Source organism: Variovorax sp. YR216 (assembly GCF_900107745.1).
In the GTDB taxonomy this organism is placed as follows: Bacteria; Pseudomonadota; Gammaproteobacteria; order Burkholderiales; family Burkholderiaceae_C; genus Variovorax.
In genome coordinates this window covers 18,715-40,458 of sequence record NZ_FNRO01000016.1, presented here as the reverse complement: position 1 = coordinate 40,458, position 21,744 = coordinate 18,715, and the positions used below count along the sequence as shown (strand labels likewise).

Here is a 21,744-nt window from a genome sequence, read left to right as displayed (position 1 = left end):
TTACGCAAGCCACTCTCGTTCTTTTCAATGTCCCGGACCAAGACCGCACCCGCACGCAAGACCATCTCCAGAAAAGCAGCGGGCGACGTTGTCGATCTCGACAACTACGCCCCCGCCTATCTCACCTGGATCGCCAACAAGCTGTCGAGCGGGGCCTCGCAGGCCTATCTTGCCGCGTTCGACGTCGGGATCGAGAGCTGGAGGGTCCTTGTGCTGCTGGCAATCGAGGGCTCCATCTCGGCGCAGAAAGCCTGCGGCATCATCGGCATGGACAAGGCCTCCATGAGCCGCTGCTTCAAGACGATGCAGGCACGCGGCTTCATCGAGCTTGCGCTGGACCCCCTGGACGGACGCGCTCGCATCGCCACGCTCACGCCGGCCGGCCGCGCCGTCCACGACCAGATTCGGGACATCGCGATGGAACGCGAGCGCGTCTTCATGTCGGTTCTGACGGTGGCCGAGCGAAGAACTTTTCTCGACTTGTTGCGCCGATTGCACGAGAACCTGCCGGCAGTCGAAGCCGCAACACGCGAACACCTGGGTCGACACCACCCCCATGCATTGCAGCGGCGCAGCGCCAAGAACTCCGATTCTTGAGCCCTCTCGTCTGGTTCGGGCTGCCTCAATGTGTCGCGGAGATCCAGGCAATGGGCCGACAACCCGGTGCCATCAACGCCGACATGAACCCGACCACCTGGCCGATTTGATCCGCCGACCCATGGCCCCCGGGCAAGTACGGCACGGGCGAAGACATCGCCAATGCAGTCGCGTTCCTCGCGAGCGGCTCCGTGACCGCTAGCGGCGGGAGCCGCCATCGGCCGCATTGAGCTGAACAGCGGCAACAAGTCGCGACTCGCCCGCAAAGTCCTTCTCAGCGTAAGTCAGTATGACTTCCGCGAATGCTGGCCAGCCGTAGCAACTGCTTGCGCGGGTTAGCAAAATGCCAGAGCCGCACGGCGTAGCGGGCGCTGCGTCGCGGGTTACTCGCCACGGAGGCCAGCATGCAAGACGATAGCACCGTATATGTTGGATTGGACGTTCACAAAGAATCGATCACAGCGGCGTATGCGATCGGTGACGGCGATGTGGAAGTGCTGGGCAAGATCGGCACAACCAAGACCGAGATCGACCGCCTGTGCGTACGGCTCGCCCAGCAGGCGCTCTCCCGGTTGGCCAGAAAGAATCACCCCCAACGATCGCACCATAGACAAGCGTCTTCAGGAAAAACACCGCTGCAAATGGCAGCGCATCCAGCCAGCGCATCGGAGCGCGAGACAGCAGGAAGATCTCGATGCCGGCAATCAACGACGCTGTAAGCAGAGCATCGATGACGCCAATAGGTACGGAGATCAGGAGGGAACCCAGCAATGAGCGAGCGCTGGGTCCTGTAATCGAAAAGGCATAGATTGCGCCGAAGCTGCCGCCAATGACTGTAGCAATGCGCATGATGCGCATGAAGCGCCTCAGTCGTTCGCGCGTGACGCCGGAAAGTGTCATTTTGGCTTTTAGTCTAGAGGCACCAACGGCTGATGTACAGGCCACGGCGGATTGGTCCAATCAACTTTGCCGACCTGCAGCCCGTGTTCGCCGGACTCCTGCTGCTGTCCAGCCCGGCCAGGAGCCGGCTCTCACGAAGGTCAGCCTGGAGGCATTCACACATCCTCCGTTCATCGGCGTCCAGGACGACAATGAAGCAAGACTGCAACGGAGCGATGCTATGGCCGAGCCCGCGCCCTGGACCTGTCCCACGTGCAAGACCGGCGTGCTGACGCCCTTCTGTCCCCTGTGCGGCGAAGAGCCACTCAAGCCGATTGACCTGACGCTGCGCGGAATTGCCGAGAAGCTCTCGCACGCCTTCACCAGCATCGACGCGCGCGTGCTGCGTACGGCACGCCGTCTCCTCCTGTACCCGGGTGACCTGACGCTCGCTTGGACGGAAGGCAGGCGCAAACCTTACGTCGCGCCGTTCCAGCTCTTCCTCGTTGCCAACGTGATCTTCTTTTTCCTCCAGTCCTTGACTGGCATCAACGTCTTCAGTTCGTCCCTGCACTCCCACCTCCACCAACAAGATTGGAGCGAACTTGCCCAAGCGCTTTTGTCCAACCGGCTGGAGGTGACCAGAACTTCGATCGACACCTACACGCCAATCTTCGATCGCGCGGTCGTATTGAACGCCAAGTCGCTCATTGTGCTCATGACGGTCCCGTTCAGCGCCCTCCTCCCACTGATTTTCTTCCGCAAGGGCAAGCCACTCATGCTGCACATCGTCTTTTCCCTCCACCTCTACACGTTCCTACTGCTCGTGTTCTGCCTCGCCCTCTTGGCGGCCAAAGCGTGCGAGTGGTCGGGGCTCGGAGGCCTAGACACGCCGGTCGTTGACAACGTGCTCAGCGTCGCGAACCTCGCGGCGTGTGCGCTCTATCTGTACGCGTCAATCGGGCGGGTCTATGGGGCGAAGGGTGGTGTCCGGGTGCTTCAGGCGGTCATTCTGGCGCTGGCGGTAGGCGTCATCGCGCTGGGCTACCGCTTCGCGCTGTTCCTGATCACCTTGTACGGGATCTGAGGTGGATTTCGCTGCCCGGCGATGAACGTCGCTTCACCGGCATCAGCTGACGCCAACCGGATACCGAGAGGACGTTCGCGACAAATCCGGCTCGGATCCGTGGAACCGATGGACCCGGCACTAAGCAAGCGGAACCGCCCTGCCCGGGTCGCAGCGTTTGCGGACCTTTCGCCTGCTGGACGCGAACGACCGCAAGCTCCCGCTCTTCAGTCCTCCCCTGCCCCACCCCGTTGTCGCTGCTCGACATCACGAAGGTGCCGGTTGCGGTATCGCCGGAGACACGGCTTCGTGAGCGTCTGGCGATTCCATCTTGCCGCTCGGTGACGAGGCCGTGAGGATGGTGCCCACCTCTTGATTTGGTGGGCACCTAATGAATCCCAATTCACAGCAGCTTCGGCGCAGGCACGCCCCCGGAGTTCAAGTCGATGGTCATCGCCGAGTGCCAGCAGCCCGGCGCCTCGGTCGCGGCTGTGTCGCTTGCGCACGACGGCTTCGCCCACCCTTCAGATCAGCAGGAGCTCGCCATCCAGAATCCGCTTGATCGGCGGAAAGCCCTCGGCATCTCTGTCCCAAGCCTCGCCGTGGATGGGAACGAGCGCGGCCGGGCGCATTGCATTGGCGAACGCGCGCAAGTCCGAAGCGCTGGCATGACCGCTCGAATGGATATGGCACGCAGGTGTGCCCCCATTGGTGAACCAGGCGCTAATAGATTTCCCATCTGGCTGCGTGAGATAGCCGCGCCACATGGACCACGACCAGGCGTCGTCGGCACAAGGCTCGATGCCGGCGCGAACGAAATCGCGCATCAGCGACGCGCGTAGCATCACGACCCATTTGCCCGGCGTACCCGCTAGCGCGCGGGCAGCAATGCCGTTCCTAGCCATCCGCTCCACGAAATCGCTTCGACCGGTGTTGCGATACATGCGGGCAAAGGCACTCGTGATCACGACGTTGATCTGCTTCCAATCCGGTTGAGGAATTTTCCCGTATTTCGCCAACATGTTCAGCACTTCGGCGGTGTACAGGTCGATTACCAAGGTTCTTCCGGCCTTCAGACATGCCCGGTACAGCGTCACCGTCCGGTCAATGTTTTGCGCTGACCAGACGACAAACACGCGCCCCGCCGTGCGGGCAAAGAGATCGCGGAAATCGTCTTCTAGGGCGGACTCGGGGGTACAGGGCTTGTCGCTGCCCAGGTTGGTGCCTTCCATAAGGAGCACATCGAGATCGGGCGGCGGCGCGTCCATGAAGGCCTCGACCAAAGAGGCCTTTCGCCCATGGGCGCGGAAGTCGCCGGTGTAGAGAAGGCGCTTGCCCTCGATCTCGATGAGCAGCATGTGCGCGTCGAAAGCCGAGTGGTCAGTGAGAAACGGTGTGATCCTGAACGAGCCCACCATGAAGGGCTGGCCGCTTGCCCATGTATGAAAGGAATGCCCAAGCGTGCTCCCGGTGATGGCGCCGGTCATCTGAATGAGTTGTTCGGTGGCCTTTCCGCAGTACACGGGCCAGTCGAGGGACAACTCGTTCAGCAGACCGTAGTGGTCCTGGTGCGGATGGGAGATGATCACCGCCGTGGCGCACCGGCTGCGATCCACCGTAGCGGGAAGCAAGTCCTGTTGATCGTTTCCAGCATGCAATGGACGCCCCACATCAAGAAAGATGCGATCGCCGTTGCTGGCGCAAAGCTCGATGCAGTTCCCGCCGATTTCCTGCGTGGCGCGGTGGACTGTCAGTTGCACTGCCATCAAGACCCTTCCACGGCAACGAACCGGAGTTGAAGTGAGGATTCCTCTGACTCAATGTGCAAGAGTGGAAATTCTCGAGCCAGTTTTTCGAGGTGGCCTCGCTTGCGTTTGTCCGCCTCACCGAAGACCAGCAGGCGCGGGGCACCGTCTATGGCCAGTACTGCGGGATTCGCGACGACCTCGGAAAGTAAACCGGACAAGGGCGCTATATCTGGGCGCAGCGCCTTGGCGGCAGTGTGAACGGCGGCTAGGGTGGCGCACGCATTGGCATAGGCCTTGACAATGTGTTCGCTGGCCTCTCTCAGAAAATGCGTGTATCGCTCCATCTGATCGAGGACCTTGGGTCTGGTTTGTGAGACGAGCCGCCCGTCGTCTACCAGTTTTACCTCCCAGAAAACAAGGAGGATCTTGCCGTCACGGCGTTCAAGGCTGACAAGATCGATTCTGCGGCTGCTGGACCAACCGAGGTAGCTGGCAGGCAAGCCCATTTCCAGATCGATGACATCGATATTGCTGCCAACCAGGCGGTCCACAACAGATTTCTCCTTGTCGCACTTGGTCTTTGCCACCTCAACTATCGCAGCGAGATCGGGCGCGTCATCGGCGCCATACAGAACGGGATCGTCGATGGTGGCTGTCTGGTCTACGTACTTCCTGCTGACGAGCAGACGCGGCTTCAACTGCTGATCATGGTCGATTAGGCCAACCGACTGGCCCCGGATATAGAAGTTGCAGGAGTTGTTTCGAACTGCGAAGCGCAGGCCATCTTCACCCTGACTGCCGCTCGGTGCCCACTGCTTGAGAAGGGCTGCCCACCAGACGGGGGGGTTTTCTTCCAGGGATGTCAGAGAAAACTTTCGTGCAAACGTACTCAAGAGGAATCCTTTGGATTGATGAAGCTGATGATCACGCTTTGGGCGTAGTTGAGCGAGATAGCCCATGGGACGAGCGAAGCAGAGGCTTCACGCAAGAACGGCCGGCCAGTCTCATAGGGGTATTCAAACGAAGGCCGTTCTAATTTACAGGCGCGCGCTCGTAGCGCCATGAATCGTGAAATGCTTCACGAAAAATGTGCAGCCCAGCATCGCTGCGGCACCGGCAGGCAGGTCGTGAAAGCGGCTGGTTGACAAGGTGTTCGCCAACTACCGCTCTTCTGGTCAAACCTGTCGACACGTTTGGACCCATGTGAGCCATGAAGCCAACTGACAGCAGTCCGCTGGACAATTGGTCGAATGGAACTGATCACCAATTTTCAACGCCCAACCAACGCCACAGTCTTGGCTGACCTCATCGCTTCATCGAAGAGGTCTACCCTGTGTTCCGGTTGGATAAAGCGCAAAGGGGCCGCCCTGCTTGTACCCTCAATCACGAAGGCCATTCGCAACGGCGCGAGCATCACTATCTATACCGAACAACGAACCACGCCAGAATCAGAGTTGGTCGACCTGCGCGCAATTCCTGGTGTCGGGATCTTCGTGGCCTGCACCAAAGTTGCGCTTCACACCAAGCTGTACTACTTCGAATCGGAAAGCAACTTCAGCGCCGTCATCGGTTCGGCGAACATCACATTGGGTGGCCTCCAGTCCAACGATGAGTTGTGCGTACATCTGAACGGAAGTCTGGCCGATCCTCTAGGGCAACAGCTCCGTGCCTATCTAGCGCATCTGAGTGCTGCGGTAGGCAGTGGACCAACTCGTCAGTCTGCCTAGTTCCCAGTACAGAAGATTGTGTGAGCGAAGTAGGCCAACCTTTGCTTAGTCCGGCAGCATGGTGCACGCATCGCAGCGAAAGCCGACGTTCGACTGGCCACGGGATGATGACTGCATCCCGTTGCTCTTCAGACAATCACGGCTGCACCTTCATCGACAGCCAGAAGTCGAGCACTTCGCCAGAATTCCACCTGAGCCTTCGAAGCATCGAGTCCCAAAGGGCTCAGTCGCTTGCTGGCACCTTCGCAGGCGCACCCTCTCCGGTAACCCAGAGTCGAACAGCGGCAACTTCGGCTTCATCAAGAACCAACTGTTCTCGCGCGCAAAGGAACAGGACTTGATCGACGAGTCGAGACCCCAACGTAACTACGTCGTCCTGGCCTTGGCCGAATACATGCCCGTTCAGCTGCATGCCCTTGATAAGGAAAGCCACGTCTCGCTGGCGCACACGCAGGCCAGTCGACGAGAGGCAGCGAGAACAAACCTGCGCGGCGGTTGTGCTTGGCTGGAAGGAACCTTCTGCGAGTTCGGTGCTGAGCGCCTTGAGAACCTGCCTCAGCTCCGTGGGCGCAAGCATTGGTGCCTTGGTGAGGGAACACACTTCTTTCACCACCGGAAAGATTTCGCCTTCTCCTCCCCATGGCGAATCCGGCTCGTCCTGTGTCGACCTCCCCTCTACCTCGTGACGAGCGGGGTCCAGCAGCCGGCCGCCAGATCCGCCCAGCCATACGAGGCGCGCTAGGTTTAAGGACGTAAGGAATGGTCGGAAGCCACCGGAACCATTCCAGTTCTCGAGTGCTTCTGGAAATTCAGCCTTCAGGCGGGATGCCAGCGGACCACCGTTCACAGGCGAAACAGATTCGTCGACGGTTTGCCAGATCCGATTGGCTATCTCCGACAATTCGCTTGCGGTCGCTGGCCTAGCCGATCTTGGGGCTGTCGGCGCCTGAGACGTTGTTGGAGCCGATGCGGGCGGACCGACAAGCGCGGGCGACGGGCGATCATTCAAGACGCGGTCGGAACCCTTCTGCTCGTGCCCCGTCAAAGGCCCTGAGTCAACATTGGCCTGCGCGGGATAGAGGGCCTCGCCGACAAACAAGCGCTCAGGAATGAGGAGGTCCGCCGACGCCTGGTACGCCGCCGAAGGAAAGCCAATCGCCAGCACGGTTGTGCGACGGTCATGGCGCCGAAGCTTGCGCAATAGCGGAGTGAAGTCGGCGTCGGCGGAAAACACAATGAACTCGTCATAGTGCGTACCGTGCTGCAGAAGATCCACTGCATCCAGGACCAAGTGAATATCGGTGCTCGTCTTCCCTTGGCTCGTTACCGGAGGACAGTCGACAATCTCAAACCCGGCCCGCAAAAAAGCGTGTCGGTAGACTTGGTACCAATTTGGGTTCAGGTAGCACCTTCTGACTAAGAGGCGGCGACGCTCACCCTCTGCATGGGGTTCGGGCATGGCGAACGAGTGAGTCAACCAGTGGATCCAAACGTCGGGGTGGCGGGCGAACTGTTCCGCGGCGCTGGGTTGCAGCTGACGGAGCAGAGAAAAGACGTTGTCGAAATCGACAAAAAGTGCGCTCTTCATGGTCTTCCGGATCTTAGCGTTGCCTCGACATGAGCCATTTTCGCTACAGTCGCGCGCAATGAATGAAGATCTACTTGACCTCCTAAAGGCGAGCGGCGTCGACCTCCACGCTCAACAGGTAACGCTGATGCGCCACAAGGACAAGCGATACCCCCTAGTCAAGTACATCGGCACCCGCGCGTTGACCTTGTATCAGGCGATGCAGCGCAGAACGATGCCTGTAGGAAGTCTTCTCATTGCCTTTCACGGCAACCGACCTGGCCACGCGCTCCTTCTGGGCATTTGGCGTGTTGAAGGCGTTGTGCCCGCCGGCGAGGCAATTCGCCAGGGGCTGCTCGAGGGAAGCTTCGAGCCACTAACGGAAGATTGGGGCGGCTACTACCACGACCTGTGCGAGCTCGATCTGCTTGCGCATCTGCGTCTAAGGCTGGAAATCGAATGGACCGGCAGAGAGCTGGCGTGGCGTCGTGTCCTACGTCCTCCCAAGGCCGCTCGGACGCGCGGCGCAACGCCAAATCCGTGTGAACAAGTCGATGGTGAATTCCACACAAGGGTGGGTCGCGGATACGCAATCACGGCGCAAGTGGAATCGGCGATTCCATTTCCAGGGCTTGCAGGTGCCTCGCTGGTGATGGCGGAACTCCGCATGGCACTACGAGATGCAACATGGCAGCAAGAATTGGCCAGCGTGACCGGAATCTACCTGATCACAGACGAGCGCGGTGGGCAGCACTACGTCGGATCAGCGTCAGGTGCCCAAGGGCTACTCCAGCGCTGGACAAACTATGCGACCACGGGTCACGGAGGCAACAGGATGCTCGCCGATGTGCTCGCGACGGGACCTGGGCGCGAGCTGGATCTGCGATTCACGCTCCTCGAGACGCTTCCGGCGAGCACACCGCGCAGGGAGGTAATCCAACGCGAGTCGTACTGGAAGGTCGCGCTAGGTTCGCGCACCTTTGGCTTGAATATGAACTGACACAACAACAAGGTAATCCGCTCCCCCACCGGCGGCCCAGACGCAACTCGACGCTCGCTTCAGAAGCTCGCTGTGAAGCGTTCATCGGCGCGATCGCAGCGAAAGCGGTCTTCCGACCCGGCCGATGCGGATGACTGCACCTTGGGTGCCCTTCGGTCGTTCGTGACGCCCCCATTCAAATCGTCTACCACCGAATCGAGCGGGCGAGGCGCAAGGGGCCGGCCCCGCCTGACGTGGCACCTGGGAGGACTCCCGGTACTCGCTCGGCGTCAGCTCTTGGGAGTACTTGAAGCGTCGGCTGGATTGGCCCGCTCGCTGAAGCTTGCAGAGCAGCAGGCTCTCGGCCCCAGACAGCGCGTTCCCATTGAGTGCCGCACAAACACGTTGAAGATGGCACACGGCGTAGCGGCCTGCAGAAAGGGACGGTAGTCGCACGCGGTGGTCGCACAAGGGTCGGATCATCCTTGCAACTCGAAATTCCTCTGCGCCAGCTTGCCCTAAGTTTCAGTCTTCGACGGCTTGATACGCCGCCAGTTCAGACCATGAGTTCGATCAGGAACGGCGCGCTCATGCCAAAGCTGCTCGTCATCAGATCCGCGCATTCGTCCAAGGTCGTCGCGCAAGCGGCTTCAACGCCCATGCCCTTGGCCAATCGAACCCAGTCGAGCGACGGGTTGCCCAGGTCCAGCATGCTCATGGCCGTGGGTCCAGGGATGGCGCCCACGCTCGTGTACTCGCCGATCAGGATGTTGTACTTGCGATTGTTGAGCAGGACGGTCGTAACGGGTAACCGCTCGCGCGCCTGCGTCCACAACGATTGCAGTGTGTACATGGCGGAGCCGTCGGCCTGCAGATTGATCACACGGCGCCGCTTTCCGGCGGCGATCGCCGCGCCGGTGGCCATGGGCATGCCGGCGCCAATGGCGCCGCCCACGAGGTGCAGCCAGTCATGGGGCGGTGCGGCATGCGTCAACGGGTAGAAGCCCCGACCGTAGGACACGCTCTCGTCGGACACGATCGCGTCATCAGGCATCAGCGCCGCGAGCGTCTGCGCCAATCCCTCCGGCGTCGGCGCGCCGCGTACCGGTTCGGGGCGCGGGCCCGGGTCGGGGACGGCCGCCTGCGGAGCATTGAGCGCCCGCACCAAACCTTGCAAGGCTTCGACAGGATCCTGGTCTGGCCGCGAGAGCACGTGGAATTGAGTTTGGGGATGATGCTGTACCGATGGCATGCCGGGGTAGCCGAAGAAGCCCACGGGCGGTTCCGCATTGACCAGAATGACGTGCCTGAACCGCTCCAGCGCCTCGAGAGCCTTGCCCATGGCGTACGGCACCCGCTCAACGGGCACACGGCCTCGGCCACGCGAAACGTGCGCGGCCATATAGCTGTTCATCAGCGACGCGCCGGTGGCGCAGGCCACGCGCCAGGCCAGGGCCTGCGCTTCGCTCAGCGCAGCGGGGCCGTCCAACAGGATCAGCACGTCGCTTTGGGTGCGCAGCATACGCGCCGCGCCTTCAATTGCGCCGCCATCGATGCCGGGGGGCTGTGGGGCTTCGATCGGCGCGCTCACCACACCGCCCTCTTCCCACGACACGTCAGCGGGCAGGATCAAAGTGGCAACCTGCCCCGGAACGACACGCGCCGCGCGGACCGCCTCCGCTGCATCGCGGCCGAGGTCGGCTGAACGGGTGCTGGTCCGCACCCATGACGACACGGTTCGCGCCATGCCAGTGGTGTCGGCAGTCAACGCCGCATCGAAAGGGCGATGGAACGTGGCCTGATCCCCCACGATATTGACGATGCCGCTGCGTGCACGGCGCGCGTTGTGCAGATTGGCCATGCCGTTGGCCAGTCCCGGCCCGCAGTGAAGCAGCGTACAAGCGGGCTTGCCGGCGATACGAAAGTAGCCATCGGCCATCCCGGTCACGATGTTCTCTTGCAGACCCAGTACGCAGTTCATGCCCGGCACTTGGTCCAGCGCCGCCACGAAGTGCATCTCGCTGGTGCCGGGATTGGCAAAGCAGGTGTCTACGCCAGAAGCCAACAGGGTTCGTACCAAACTCTTCGCGCCGTTCATGGGTCAGATTCTTCCTTGGTGATACGAGATGAGGTTACTCGCGCAGGAGGGGCGTCTTGCAGCATGGTCCGGCCAAGACTGCCATCGTGAACGTGTTGCGCGAGTTCGAGATGCACGGCATGGCGCATGTCGCTTGCGATGAGGCGGGTGGCCTCGAACGCCGTGAGCACCACGCGCCCGATCACCTTGGACAAAGACTTGGTGGCCTTTCTCATGTGGACTTCATCCTCTCATGCACGTGAAAGCATTCTCGAAACCAGACGATCCATCATCGCGTTGCTGCCGGGGCCTTGCTTTGCTTTCCATGTCATTCATTTTGCTTTTCGCGCCAGCAGTCAAATGTCCCAAGTTCGCAAGTTGATGTCCCAAATTCACAAGCCGCAGGACGGCCTGAGGGCACAAACTTGCGCCCACCACAATGGAGACATCGCGATGCAACAACACGTTCGCGCCGCTGCAGCAGCACTGGGAATGGCCCTGGCCTGCAGCGCCTGGGCCTGGCCAGACAAACCGATCAAGCTCATCGTTGCCGCACCGCCGGGCGGCACCATGGACATCGTGGCCCGCGTAGTGGGGCAGCAGCTGTCCAGCGACCTGGGCCAGCCCGTCGTGGTGGAGAACAAGCCCGGCGCGGGCGCGGCGATCGGGATCCAGGCCATGCTGCAGGCGCCCCCTGATGGCCACACGCTTGCGATTACGGCGAGCAATGCACTGGCCGAGATTCCGCATGTGATGAAGCCGCCCTATGACCCGCTCAAGGACGTGCTGCCCATTGCCTCGCTCGCGCGTTCGGGCGTGGTGCTGGTCACCTCCGCCAAGGTTCCGGCGACGGACTTCAAAAGTCTGCTGGCTTATCTGCAGACGCGAAAGGGAAGCGGCACCTATGCCAGCTACAGCCCCGGCACTGTCTCGCACTACGCGGGGCTGATCCTCAGCGACAAGGCCGGACTGGACTTTCAGCACGTAGGCTATCAAGGCTCTCCTCCGGCGTTGCAACACGTGCTGGGCGGTCAGGTGGACATGATGTTCGACGGCATGCTCACCTCCGTGCCGCTGATCAAGGCGGGCAAGCTGCGCGCCTATGGCTTCTCGGGAGCCAAGCGTTCGCAGCATCTGCCTGACGTTCCCACGATGACGGAACTGGGCTATCCCGAAATCCAGTTCGTGGGCTGGGTGGGAATGATCGGCTCACCCAAGCTCAAGCCCGAGCTGCTGGCCCAGATTCAGAAGGCTGTGACCAAGGCAGCCAGCGCACCCGGCGTGCACCAGAAGTTGCTGGACGTCGGCCTGGAGCCTGAGATCCAGACCGACACCGCCGCACTGAAGCGCGACACGCGCGAGATGTCCGAGCGCAACGCGGCGATCGTCCGCAAGTACGAGATCAAGATGTGATGGAGATTCGGCGATGAAAGTCCGGCAACTCACCCCCACCATCGGCGCCGAGATCAATGAAGTCCACCTGGGCGAAGCATCACGCGACCCGGCGCAGTTCGCGCCGATCAAGGACCTGCTGCTCAAACATCGCGTGCTGTTCTTTCGCGGACAGGACATCACCCGCGCAGAGCATGTGGCCTTCGCGCGCTGCTTCGGTCCGCTGGAAGACCACCCGGTGGTCGGCAGCGATCCCGACCATCCCGGCCTGGTGCGCATCTACCGCAGCGACAACCCGCACAGCTACGAGAACGTCTACCACTGCGACGGACTGTGGAGGCCCAATCCCGCCATGGGTGCGGTGCTGCGCTGCATCGAGTGCCCGGAGATCGGGGGCGACACCATCTGGGTCAACATGGTGAAGGCATACGAAGAACTGCCGGACTACGTCAAGTCGCAGATCGCCCCCTTGCGCGCCAAGGCCAGCATCGAGCACAGCTTCGGCGCGGTGATGACGCCCGATGCGCGCGCCAAGCTCGTGCAGGAGCACCCCGCTGCTGAACACCCGGTGGTGCGCACCCACCCGGAAACGGGCGAGAAGGTGCTGTTCGTAGGTGCGGGCTTCACGTCGCACTTCGTGAACTGGAGCACCCCCGAGAACGTGCGCCACGGCATCGACAAGTCACCCGGCGCATCGCTGCTGCTGAACTACCTGACCAGCCGCGCGAGCATTCCCGAATACCAGGTGCGCTGGTCATGGAAGCCGGGCGACATCGTCGTCTGGGACAACCGCAGCACGCAGCACTACGCCTGCAACGACTACTTCCCCGCGCCACGCAAGATGGAACGCGCCGGGATCGTCGGCGACATCCCCTACTGAATCCGATTTCATTCAAGTCTTTCCATTGGAGTGCAGCCATGAATTTCCTAGACGGCCACCTGTTCCCCGAGAACCAGCAACCCCTGATCATCACCGCCGCGCCCTATGCACCGGGCTGGCTGCCTTCCGACTTTCCCGAAGACATCCCGGTCACCATGGAGGAGCAGATCCAGAAGGCCGTGGACTGCTACAACGCCGGCGCGACGGTGCTGCATTTGCATGTGCGCGAGCTCGACGGCAAGGGCAGCAAGCGCCTGTCCAAGTTCAATGAACTGATCGCGGGTGTGCGCAAGGCCGTGCCGGAGATGATCATCCAGGTGGGCGGATCCATCAGCTTCGCGCCCGAGACCGAAGGCGCAGCGGCCAAGTGGCTCAGCGACGACACACGCCACATGCTGGCCGAGCTGGAGCCGGTGCCGGATCAGGTGACGGTAACGGTCAACACCTCGCAGATGAACGTGACCGAACAGGCCGAGGACGCGGACTTCGAAGGCACCTCGCGCCAGATCCCGTCCATCTTCAACGCCTACAAGGAAATGACAGTGCCCGCTCAGCCCGGCTGGGTGGAAGAGCACATCCGCCGCCTGACCAAGGCGGGCATCCAGAGCGCGTTCCAGTGCTACAACATCAACAGCTTCGAGTCGGTCGAGCGCCTTATGCGCAAGGGCGTCTACAAGGGCCCGCTGGTGATGAACTGGGTGGCGATCGGCGGCGGCATGGATGCGCCCAGCCTCTACAGCCTGGCCAACTTCGTGCGCGCCGTGCCCGATGGCGCGGTTCTCACCGTGGAGAGCAACGTGCGAAACGTGCTGCCCGTGAACATGTGGGGCATTGCCGCGGGCCTGCACGTGCGCTGCGGCACCGAGGACTGCCTGTGGAATCAGAAGCGCAGCGCCAAGGCCAGCACGGTCTCGCAGATCGAGCAACTGGTGCGCATCTCCGAAGAATTCGGCCGCCCGATTGCCACCGCGAAGGAAGCGCGCGAGATCAGCAGGATCGGCGTGTTCTACGACACCGTGGAACAGTCGCTGGCCGCCAATGGCTTTGCGCCCAACCGCAACGGAGGCAACCAGGGCTTCCTGCGCAAAGTGTTCACAGCCTGAACGGAGTCACCGCCATGGCCGCACCCCAGGACAAAGTCATCGTGACCTGCGCGATCACAGGTGCGATCCACACGCCGACGATGTCGCCGCACCTGCCGATCACGGCGGACGAGATCGCTCGCGAGGCCATTGCCGCCGCGCAGGCGGGGGCATCCATCGTCCACCTGCACGCGCGCAACCCCGAGAACGGTCAGCCCTCGCAGGACCCTGCCCTGTTCCGCGCGTTTCTGCCCGCCATTGCGGAGCGCTCGGACGTGGTGATCAACCTCACCACGGGCGGTGCACCGAACATGCTCGTGGAAGAGCGCCTGCAGCCTGCACTGCAACTCAAGCCCGAGGTGGCGTCGCTGAACATGGGGTCGATGAACTTCGGCCTGTACCCCATGCTCGGGCGGTACAAGGAGTTCCTGCACGACTGGGAGCGCCCCTACCTCGAAGGCTCCGAAGACCGGGTGTTCCGTAACACGTTCAAGGAGATTCGCTACATCCTCGAGTCCTGTGAGGACAACGGCACCCGCTTCGAGATCGAGTGCTACGACACCAGTCACCTCTACACTGCGGCGCACTTCGTCGATCGGGGCATCCTCAAGCCACCGTTTTTCCTCCAGACCGTGTTCGGTCTGCTGGGCGGGATCGGCACGCATCCTGACGACGTGATGCACATGCGCCGCACGGCGGAACGGCTATTCGGCAAGGACTACTACTGGTCGGTCCTGGGCGCAGGGCGCAGCCAGATCCCGATCTCATCCATGGCCGCCGCGATGGGCGGCAATGTGCGCGTGGGGCTGGAGGATTCGCTGTGGGATGGGCCAGGCAAGCTGGCCACTTCCAACGCGCAGCAGGTGCGGCGCATCGTCGCGGTGCTGGAGTCGCTGAACCTGGAAGTGGCCACGCCTGACGAGGCGCGCGCCATGTTGCGACTCAAGGGCCGCGAGTCCGTCGCGTTCTGAGCTGCATGACGCAGCCCACGACGCTCTCGGCTGACTTGCATCAGCCCGCGGTTAGCCAGTGGCCTGTTTGCGCCACTGCGTCACGCTGCAACCGAAGTGCGCCCGGAACCAATGACTGAAGCCGCTGGGTGCGGAGTACCCCAGCAGGTGGGCTATTTCCGACACGGGCATGGTGCTGCCGCGCAGGTGGCGCACCGCCAGTTCGCGCCGCACGTCGTCCAGCAGTGCGCTGAAACTCAGCCCCTCCGCGTCGAGGTGGCGGTGCAGCGTGCGCCGGTCCAAGCGCAAATGGCGAGCCACTGCATCCGCCGTGCAACGCCCCCCGGGCAACAGGACCTGGATGAGTTCGCGGCAGGTTTCACTGGCGCGGTTGCCCCGCTTCCGCAAGGCCGATTCCAGGTAGTCGCGGGCAAACCGCGCGATGCCAGGGTCCTGCATTCCGCGCGCCTGCCGCAGATCGGCTGCCGCGCAGACGATACCGTTGAATGGCTGGTCGAACAGCACCCTGCAACCAAAGAACGCCCGGTGCGCCGCCGCGTCGGCGGGTGGCGCGTGGGTGAAGCACACCTTGCGCGGGCGCCAGCCGGGGCCGATCAGTTCTGTGAGGATGCGGAACAACACGCCCACGGCCAGTTCCATGGACTGGCGCGTCGCCAGGCCGGAAATGGGCAGAAGGTCATCGCGGATGACGGTGTGGCCTCCCTGGTCCTCGATGCGCGTGATCAGCGAAGCGTTGAGCAACTTGCGGTAGCGGCACAGCGTTTCCAGCGCTTCGCGCGGGGTGGCCGCCTCGCGCAGCACCAGGCTGACCGGTCCGAGGTTGGACAAGGACCTTCGCGCCGCCAGCCGCAGGGCGAAGTCTTCAGCGCCCGTGGCGCGGGCCGCAAGCTCCAGCGCCTCGCGCACTGCGTTGTTGGGGATCAATGCCTCGGGATCCTGCAGCAGTCGGGCCGACAGGCCCACCTTGCGCAGCAGCACCTGCGGGTCGCCGCCGAGTGCGCGCACCAAGTCCGAGTACCCACTCAGGCTGGCGCTGCGGATGAGGCTGCCCAACGGCTTCGTCATCGCCTGCGCTTCGTGTTGCGCCACTCCTGCGGCGCACAGCCGAACTGTGCACCGAACCACCGCGTGAAGGCGCTATGGCTGCCGTAGCCCAGCATGGCCGCTATCTGCCCCATGTCGTAGTGCGGGTTGGCCAGGTAGCGTTGCACGAGATCTTGACGTACCTGGTCGAGCAGCGACGTGAACGACAGTCCCTCGGCGTCCAGCGAGCGCTGCAGCGTACGCATGCTGCGGCCCAGCCCCTGCGCCACATCCGCACATGTCGCACGACCCGAGGGCAGCAGCAGGTAGATGGCGCGGCGCACCTGCTGACCGGTGCTGGCGTCGCGGGCGCTCATCTGGGCGTCCACAAGCGTTTTGGCGTATCGCGCAAGTGCCGGGTCGGCGAGGGGGTTGGGTTCATTCAGGTCGGCCGCCTTGCAGACGATGCCGTTGAACTCCGCATCGAACTGCACGGGGCAAGCGAACAGCCGCTGGTACACGGACAGGTCTCCCGGGGCCGAGTGATCGAAGCAGACGCGCAGAGGCCGCCAGCGCTCGTGCAGCAAGGCCGCGCACATGCGGTAGAGCACGCCGATCGCCAGGTCCACCGACTGCCGCATGGGCCGCGAGGCCACGATGTCCTCGCGCAGGATGACCACGCTGCCCGCATCTTCCATCTGGATGGCGAGCGACTCGTTGAGCATGTGGGAATAGGCGATCAGCGTGACCAACGCCTGGCGCAACGTCGGCTGATGCAGCAGCAGGAGGCTGACCACGCCGAAGTGCGACAGCTGCCGCGATTCGGCCATTCGCAGGCCAAAGGTGTCGCACTGCGTGGCCTCCGCGGCGTCTTCCACCAGTTGCTGAGCCACCGCGGCCTCGATGAGTTGGTCGGGCTCCCGAACGAGCGCGCGCCGCAAGCCCGCGTGGCGCAGGGCCCTGTCCGCGTCACCGCCCAAGGCGCGCATGACCTCGGCAAAGCCGGTCAGCGCCGCTGCACGCACCAAAGTCACCATCTGGGGCCATCTCCTGGGGGATTTCGAGTGGCACGAAGAGTACAGCCGGTGGCATGAAATGCAAAGCAAGGGAATGCCCGCATTTCTACAGTTGCCCCTACGGGGACGACAGATCCACGCCCAATTCCACGAAGGAGACAACGATGCGTATCGAACCGCTCACCTGCGCCATCGGCGCTGAGGTCTCAGGCGTCAGCCTGGCCCACGCGGCCCATGACGCCGACCTGTTTGCCGAGATCAGGGCCGCCCTCCTTGAGCATAAGGTCGTGTTCCTGCGCGGCCAGGACATCGCTCGCGCAGACCACGTGGCCTTTGCGCGCCGGCTCGGCGACCTGGAAGACCATCCCGTGGTCGGCAGCGATCCCGACAACCCGGGCCTGGTACGCATCTACAAGTCGCCCGAGAGCCCCAACGACCGCTACGAAAACTCGTGGCACGCCGACGGCACCTGGCGCGAGGCTCCGTCCATGGGCGCGGTGCTGCGCTGCATCGAGTCCCCGCCGGTGGGCGGCGACACGATGTGGTCCAACATGGCGATGGCCTACGAGAAGCTGCCCCAGCGCATCAAGGACCTGATCGCGCCGCTGCGGGCACGCCACAGCATCGAATGCACCTTCGGTGCGGCGATGCCGATCGAGAAGCGCCACGCACTACGCGCCCAGTACCCCGACGCCGAACACCCCGTGGTGCGCACCCATCCTGAGACAGGCGAGAAGGTCCTCTTCGTGTGCGGCTTTACCACGCACTTCACCAACTTCCATACCCCGGCCAACGTGCGCGTGGGGCAGGACTTCGCGCCAGGCGCGGCGCAACTCCTCCAGTACCTCATCAGCCAGGCGGCCATTCCGGAATACCAGGTGCGCTGGCGCTGGAAGCCCAACGACGTCGCCATCTGGGACAACCGCACCACACAGCACTACGCGGTGATGGACTACCCGCCCTGCCACCGAAAGATGGAACGCGCCGGAATCGTCGGCACGCCCACGGCTTGAATTCCCACCCCCAAGGAGAAACACCATGAACTTCCTCGACGGCCACCTGTTCCCCGAGAACATGCAACCGCTGATCATCACCGCCGCGCCCTATGCGCCTTCCTACGTGCCCTCGGATTTTCCCGGCGAGATCGCGGTGACGATGGAAGAGCAGATCCAGATGGCAGTGGACTGCTACAACGCCGGTGCGACGGTCTTGCACCTGCACGTGCGCGAGCTCGACGGCAAGGGCAGCAAGCGCCTGTCCAAGTTCAACGAACTGATTGCCGGCGTGCGCGCCCGTGTGCCGGACATGATCATCCAGGTGGGTGGCTCCATCAGCTTTGCGCCCGAGACCGACGGCGCGGCGGCCAAGTGGCTCAGCGACGACACACGCCACATGCTGGCCGAGCTGGACCCGAAGCCCGACCAGGTGACGGTGACCATCAATACCTCGCAGATGAATTTCCTGGAGCAGTTCGACTACCGGGACGTGCAAGGCAGCTCACTGGAAGACCCGGTGGTCTTCAATGCCTACAAGGAAATGACCGTGCCCGCCCAACCCGGCTGGGCCGAAGAACATATCCGGCGCCTCACTGCCGCAGGCATCCAGAGCGAATTCCAGTGCTACAACCAGAACAGCTTCGAGTCCGTGGAACGCCTCATTCGCCGTGGCGTCTACAAGGGCCCGTTGGTGCTGAACTGGGTGGCGATCGGCGGCGGCATGGATTCGCCCAATCTCTACACGCTGGCCAACTTCGTACGCGGCGTACCCGACGGCGCGGTGCTCACGGTCGAGAGTTCGGTGCTCAACACGCTGCCCGTCAACATGTGGGGCATCGCCGCGGGCCTGCACGTGCGCACCGGCACCGAAGACAACCTGTGGAACCAGACGCGTACCGCCAAGATCGGCACCGCCAAGCAGATCGAGCAGCTGGTGCGCATTTCGGGCGAACTGGGTCGTCCGATCGCCACGGCGAAGCAGGCGCGTGAGATCTGCCGCATCGGCGTGTTCTACGACACGGTGGCAGAGACGCTGGCTGCCAACGGTTTTGCACCCAACGCGCCGGGCCGCCAGCAAGGCTTCCTGCGCAAGGCCGCATAGAAAAGCCTGCGGAGGAGACAAGCCATGCAACAACGATTCTCCCTCGTCGCCGCCGCGGCCTTGCTGTGCGCAGGTAGCGCGATGGCCTTCACCGACAAGCCCGTCAAGCTCGTCGTACCCGCGCCGCCCGGGGGCACCATCGATGTGTTCGCCCGCATCATCAGCGACCAGCTCTCGCAAGAGATCAAGCAGCCCGTGATCGTGGAAAACAAACCGGGCGCCGCCGGAGCGATCGCCATCAAGTACATGCTCTCGCAGCCTGCTGATGGCCAGGTCCTTCTGGTTAGCGTGACGAACGTGCTCACGGAATCGCCGCACGTGGTCAAGGGCGGCTTTGACCCGCTCAAGGACGTGAAGCCCGTCGCGGAGATGGCGCGCTCGTACATGCTGTTCATCGCATCGCCTCAGTTCCCTGCCAATGACGCGAAGGAAGCCATTGCCTACGTCAAGGCCAACCCGGGCAGGATTTCGGTGGCCTCCTACAGCCCCGGCACCTCGTCACATTACGCCAGCGCGATCCTGAACAGGAAAGCTGGGCTGGACATGGAGCACGTGGCCTTCGCCGGCTCCGCCCCTGCGCTGGCGCAACTCATGGGCAACCAGGTCCCGCTGATGTTCGACGGCTCGGTCACATCGAAGCCGATGATCGCGGCGGGCAAGGTCAAGCTGCTGGCCGTGGCCTACCAGAGCCGCATGCCCGAATACCCCAACGTGCCCACGATGGCGGAACTCGGCTACCCGGAGCTCAACTTCAGCAACTGGAGCGGCGTGTTTGCCTCGTCGCAAACGCCACCCGCGCTACTGGAAAAGATCCACGCCACGCTCACCAAGATCAACGCCTTGCCCGCCGTGCGGGCGCGCTACGCGAGCACCGGCTTCGAGCCCATCCTGGAAACGCGCTCGCTGGAACAGGCCGCAGAGGACGTGCGCACGGAATACGAGCGCAACGGCGAGATCGTGAAGGCCTTCGGTATCAAGCTGAACTGACATGCAACCTACCGTCCTCATCGTCCCCGGGCTGCGCGACCACGTGGATGCGCACTGGCAAACCTTGCTGGCTGCGCAACTGCCGGCGGTTCGCACCGTACCGCCCATGGGGCGCACCGGTGCGGGCCTGGACCGCCCGGCGCGCGTGGAGGCCATCGAACACGCAGCGCAGGCCATCGACGGCCCGATCGTGATCGTGGCGCACAGCGGCGGATGCCCGATGCTCGCGCATTGGGCCGCGCAAACCCGCCGGCCCGTGAAGGGCGCGCTGCTGGCCACACCACCCGAACTCGACCAACCAATGCCCGAGGGCTATCCGCCGCTCCAAGCCCTGAAGGATGGCGGCTGGCTCCCCGTGCCGATGCGGGCCCTGCCCTTCCCCAGCATCGTGGCCGCCAGTCGCAATGACCCACTGGCGCGCTTCGCGCAGGTCGAGCTGATGGCCCGCGCCTGGGGCAGCCGCTTGGTGGACCTGGGCGAAGTGGGTCACCTCAACCCCGCGTCCGGCTTCGGCCCATGGCCGCGCGCACTCGAATTCATCGCCGAACTTTCGGCATAAGCAGGAGATATCCCATGGTCAAAGCAGTTCGCTTCTACGAAACCGGCGGTCCGGAAGTGCTGAAGGTGGAGAACGTCGAAGTCGCCGCACCCGGCCCCGGCGAAGCGCGGGTACGCCACAGCTTCATCGCGCTGAACTTCATCGACACCTATTTCCGCGCGGGGCGCTATGCGCTCGATCTGCCCAACGGCCTCGGATCCGATGCGGTCGGGGTGGTCGAGGCGGTTGGCCCCGATGTGACGGACATCAAGCCCGGCGACCGGGTGGGCTACCTCATCGGTCCGCAGGGCGCTTACTCCGAGGTGCGCGTGATGCCCGCCGCGGTGCTGATCCCGCTGCCCGATGGCATCAGCGACCGCACCGCGGCCACACTGATGATGAAGGGGATGACGGCGCAGTACCTGTTCCGCCAGGTCTATCCGCTGCACGGCGGCGAAACCATCCTCTACCACGCCGCGGCAGGCGGCGTGGGCCTGATCGCCTGCCAGTGGGCGCGCGCCTTGGGCGTGACAATGATCGGTACCGTGAGTACCGACGAGAAGGCGGCTCTTGCCAAGGCCAACGGCTGTACGCACACCATCGTGACCTCGCGCGAAAACATCGTGCAGCGTGTCAAGGAGCTGACCGACGGCAAGGGCGTGAAGGTGGTCTACGACTCGGTGGGAAAGGACACGCTGATGGACTCGCTCGACTGCCTGCAACCACGCGGCTCGCTCATCAGCAATGGCACTTCCTCGGGGTCGGTGATCGTGGATTCTCAGTTGCTCGCGTCCAAGGGCTCCATCTGGATGACGCGGCCCGCGATGTTCCACTACATCCATCCGCGCCCGCACATGCTGGACATGGCCAGGGAGCTCTTTGACCACGTGCTCGCCGGACGCATCGTCAGCGAGCCGCAGCAAGAATTCGCATTGGAAGACGCGGCCGATGCGCATCGTGCCCTGGAAGGTCGCAAGACGGTCGGCTCCACCATCCTCGTGCCCTGAGGGGGCCGCCCCCTTTTTGCACGATGGTCACCGTGGGCCTTAAGCCTGCGATGCTGATGGTCGGCGAAGCGGTCCTTCTGGCCTGCCTGGTGCTCTCCATGCTGAAGTGGG

The 21,744-nt window shown here is 63.1% G+C and carries 20 protein-coding genes and 1 pseudogene; 14 read left to right on the top strand and 7 right to left on the bottom strand.

Annotated elements, in window-relative coordinates; genetic code table 11:
• The first annotated feature begins 27 nt into the window (after window positions 1-27).
• The 3 genes and pseudogenes from BLW05_RS27815 to BLW05_RS27805 all read left to right on the top strand — a co-directional run bounded on the left by BLW05_RS27815 (window position 28) and on the right by BLW05_RS27805 (window position 2,563).
• The gene (locus BLW05_RS27815) at window positions 28-597 is read left to right on the top strand and encodes a MarR family winged helix-turn-helix transcriptional regulator (protein WP_093166819.1); all 570 of its coding nucleotides are present in this window, start codon (window positions 28-30) and stop codon (window positions 595-597) included.
• A 404-nt stretch (window positions 598-1,001) separates the two neighbouring features.
• Window positions 1,002-1,160 (top strand): annotated as a pseudogene (locus tag BLW05_RS35575) (IS110 family transposase); the annotation flags it as partial.
• Between the two features lie 284 nt (window positions 1,161-1,444).
• Window positions 1,445-2,563: a DUF3667 domain-containing protein gene (locus BLW05_RS27805; protein ID WP_256330530.1), complete on the top strand. Its 1,119-nt coding sequence runs from the start codon at window positions 1,445-1,447 to the stop codon at window positions 2,561-2,563.
• Window positions 2,564-3,066: 503 nt separating this feature from the next.
• Here BLW05_RS27805 and BLW05_RS27800 read toward each other — a convergent pair.
• Window positions 3,067-4,308 carry an MBL fold metallo-hydrolase gene (locus BLW05_RS27800; protein WP_218135238.1) on the bottom strand — a complete coding sequence of 414 codons (1,242 nt, stop codon included), beginning with the start codon at window positions 4,306-4,308 and terminating at the stop codon, window positions 3,067-3,069.
• Window positions 4,308-5,183, bottom strand: coding sequence for a hypothetical protein (locus BLW05_RS27795; RefSeq protein WP_093166815.1), 876 nt, complete (start codon window positions 5,181-5,183; stop codon window positions 4,308-4,310). The genes BLW05_RS27800 and BLW05_RS27795 overlap by 1 nt, the downstream gene beginning before the upstream one ends.
• Window positions 5,184-5,540: 357 nt before the next feature.
• Between BLW05_RS27795 and BLW05_RS27790 the strand changes: the two genes are divergently transcribed.
• On the top strand, window positions 5,541-6,017 hold the full coding sequence (locus tag BLW05_RS27790; protein WP_093166814.1) for a restriction endonuclease PLD domain-containing protein: 477 nt from the start codon (window positions 5,541-5,543) through the stop codon (window positions 6,015-6,017).
• A 223-nt stretch (window positions 6,018-6,240) separates the two neighbouring features.
• Here the strand turns inward: BLW05_RS27790 and BLW05_RS27785 are convergent, their stop codons facing one another.
• Window positions 6,241-7,605 carry an NYN domain-containing protein gene (locus BLW05_RS27785; protein ID WP_093166813.1) on the bottom strand — a complete coding sequence of 455 codons (1,365 nt, stop codon included), beginning with the start codon at window positions 7,603-7,605 and terminating at the stop codon, window positions 6,241-6,243.
• On the opposite strand from BLW05_RS27785, the gene BLW05_RS27780 reads away from it, so the two are divergent.
• Window positions 7,574-8,584 carry a GIY-YIG nuclease family protein gene (locus BLW05_RS27780; RefSeq protein ID WP_143044937.1) on the top strand — a complete coding sequence of 337 codons (1,011 nt, stop codon included), beginning with the start codon at window positions 7,574-7,576 and terminating at the stop codon, window positions 8,582-8,584. The two genes, BLW05_RS27785 and BLW05_RS27780, sit on opposite strands and share 32 nt — an antisense overlap.
• A gap of 535 nt (window positions 8,585-9,119) precedes the next feature.
• On the opposite strand, the gene BLW05_RS27775 is transcribed toward BLW05_RS27780, so the two are convergent.
• Window positions 9,120-10,661: an acetolactate synthase large subunit gene (locus BLW05_RS27775; protein ID WP_093166811.1), complete on the bottom strand. Its 1,542-nt coding sequence runs from the start codon at window positions 10,659-10,661 to the stop codon at window positions 9,120-9,122.
• On the bottom strand, window positions 10,658-10,876 hold the full coding sequence (locus tag BLW05_RS27770) for a hypothetical protein (protein ID WP_093166810.1): 219 nt from the start codon (window positions 10,874-10,876) through the stop codon (window positions 10,658-10,660). Before BLW05_RS27770 ends, BLW05_RS27775 begins: the two co-directional genes overlap by 4 nt.
• Before the next feature lie 256 nt (window positions 10,877-11,132).
• Here BLW05_RS27770 and BLW05_RS27765 point away from each other — a divergent pair, with 256 nt between their 5' ends.
• Genes BLW05_RS27765 through BLW05_RS27750 form a run of 4 tightly spaced genes read left to right on the top strand, consistent with a single transcriptional unit; the run spans window position 11,133 to window position 14,965 of the window.
• The gene (locus BLW05_RS27765) at window positions 11,133-12,053 is read left to right on the top strand and encodes a tripartite tricarboxylate transporter substrate binding protein (RefSeq protein WP_371126978.1); all 921 of its coding nucleotides are present in this window, start codon (window positions 11,133-11,135) and stop codon (window positions 12,051-12,053) included.
• A gap of 13 nt (window positions 12,054-12,066) precedes the next feature.
• The gene (locus tag BLW05_RS27760; protein WP_093166808.1) at window positions 12,067-12,912 is read left to right on the top strand and encodes a TauD/TfdA dioxygenase family protein; all 846 of its coding nucleotides are present in this window, start codon (window positions 12,067-12,069) and stop codon (window positions 12,910-12,912) included.
• Between the two features lie 38 nt (window positions 12,913-12,950).
• The gene (locus tag BLW05_RS27755) at window positions 12,951-14,015 is read left to right on the top strand and encodes a beta-keto acid cleavage family enzyme (protein ID WP_093166807.1); all 1,065 of its coding nucleotides are present in this window, start codon (window positions 12,951-12,953) and stop codon (window positions 14,013-14,015) included.
• A gap of 14 nt (window positions 14,016-14,029) precedes the next feature.
• A complete protein-coding gene (locus BLW05_RS27750; RefSeq protein WP_093166806.1) occupies window positions 14,030-14,965 on the top strand; it encodes a 3,5-dioxohexanoate:acetyl-CoA acetone transferase in 936 nt (311 codons plus the stop codon).
• A 51-nt stretch (window positions 14,966-15,016) separates the two neighbouring features.
• On the opposite strand, the gene BLW05_RS27745 is transcribed toward BLW05_RS27750, so the two are convergent.
• Window positions 15,017-16,030, bottom strand: coding sequence for an AraC family transcriptional regulator (locus BLW05_RS27745; protein ID WP_093166805.1), 1,014 nt, complete (start codon window positions 16,028-16,030; stop codon window positions 15,017-15,019).
• Window positions 16,027-17,025: an AraC family transcriptional regulator gene (locus BLW05_RS27740; protein WP_093166804.1), complete on the bottom strand. Its 999-nt coding sequence runs from the start codon at window positions 17,023-17,025 to the stop codon at window positions 16,027-16,029. The genes BLW05_RS27745 and BLW05_RS27740 overlap by 4 nt, the downstream gene beginning before the upstream one ends.
• 143 nt (window positions 17,026-17,168) lie before the next feature.
• Between BLW05_RS27740 and BLW05_RS27735 the strand changes: the two genes are divergently transcribed.
• Genes BLW05_RS27735 through BLW05_RS27715 form a run of 5 tightly spaced genes read left to right on the top strand, consistent with a single transcriptional unit; the run spans window position 17,169 to window position 21,633 of the window.
• Window positions 17,169-18,017, top strand: a complete 849-nt coding sequence (locus BLW05_RS27735; RefSeq protein WP_093166803.1) for a TauD/TfdA dioxygenase family protein — start codon at window positions 17,169-17,171, stop codon at window positions 18,015-18,017.
• A 25-nt stretch (window positions 18,018-18,042) separates the two neighbouring features.
• Complete coding sequence (locus tag BLW05_RS27730) at window positions 18,043-19,101, top strand: beta-keto acid cleavage family enzyme (protein ID WP_093166802.1); 1,059 nt, start codon at window positions 18,043-18,045, stop codon at window positions 19,099-19,101.
• 24 nt (window positions 19,102-19,125) lie between these two features.
• Window positions 19,126-20,088, top strand: coding sequence for a Bug family tripartite tricarboxylate transporter substrate binding protein (locus BLW05_RS27725; protein WP_093166801.1), 963 nt, complete (start codon window positions 19,126-19,128; stop codon window positions 20,086-20,088).
• 1 nt (window position 20,089) lies between these two features.
• Window positions 20,090-20,647, top strand: coding sequence for an RBBP9/YdeN family alpha/beta hydrolase (locus BLW05_RS27720; RefSeq protein WP_093166800.1), 558 nt, complete (start codon window positions 20,090-20,092; stop codon window positions 20,645-20,647).
• Between the two features lie 14 nt (window positions 20,648-20,661).
• On the top strand, window positions 20,662-21,633 hold the full coding sequence (locus BLW05_RS27715) for a quinone oxidoreductase family protein (protein WP_093166799.1): 972 nt from the start codon (window positions 20,662-20,664) through the stop codon (window positions 21,631-21,633).
• Window positions 21,634-21,744: the final 111 nt, after the last annotated feature.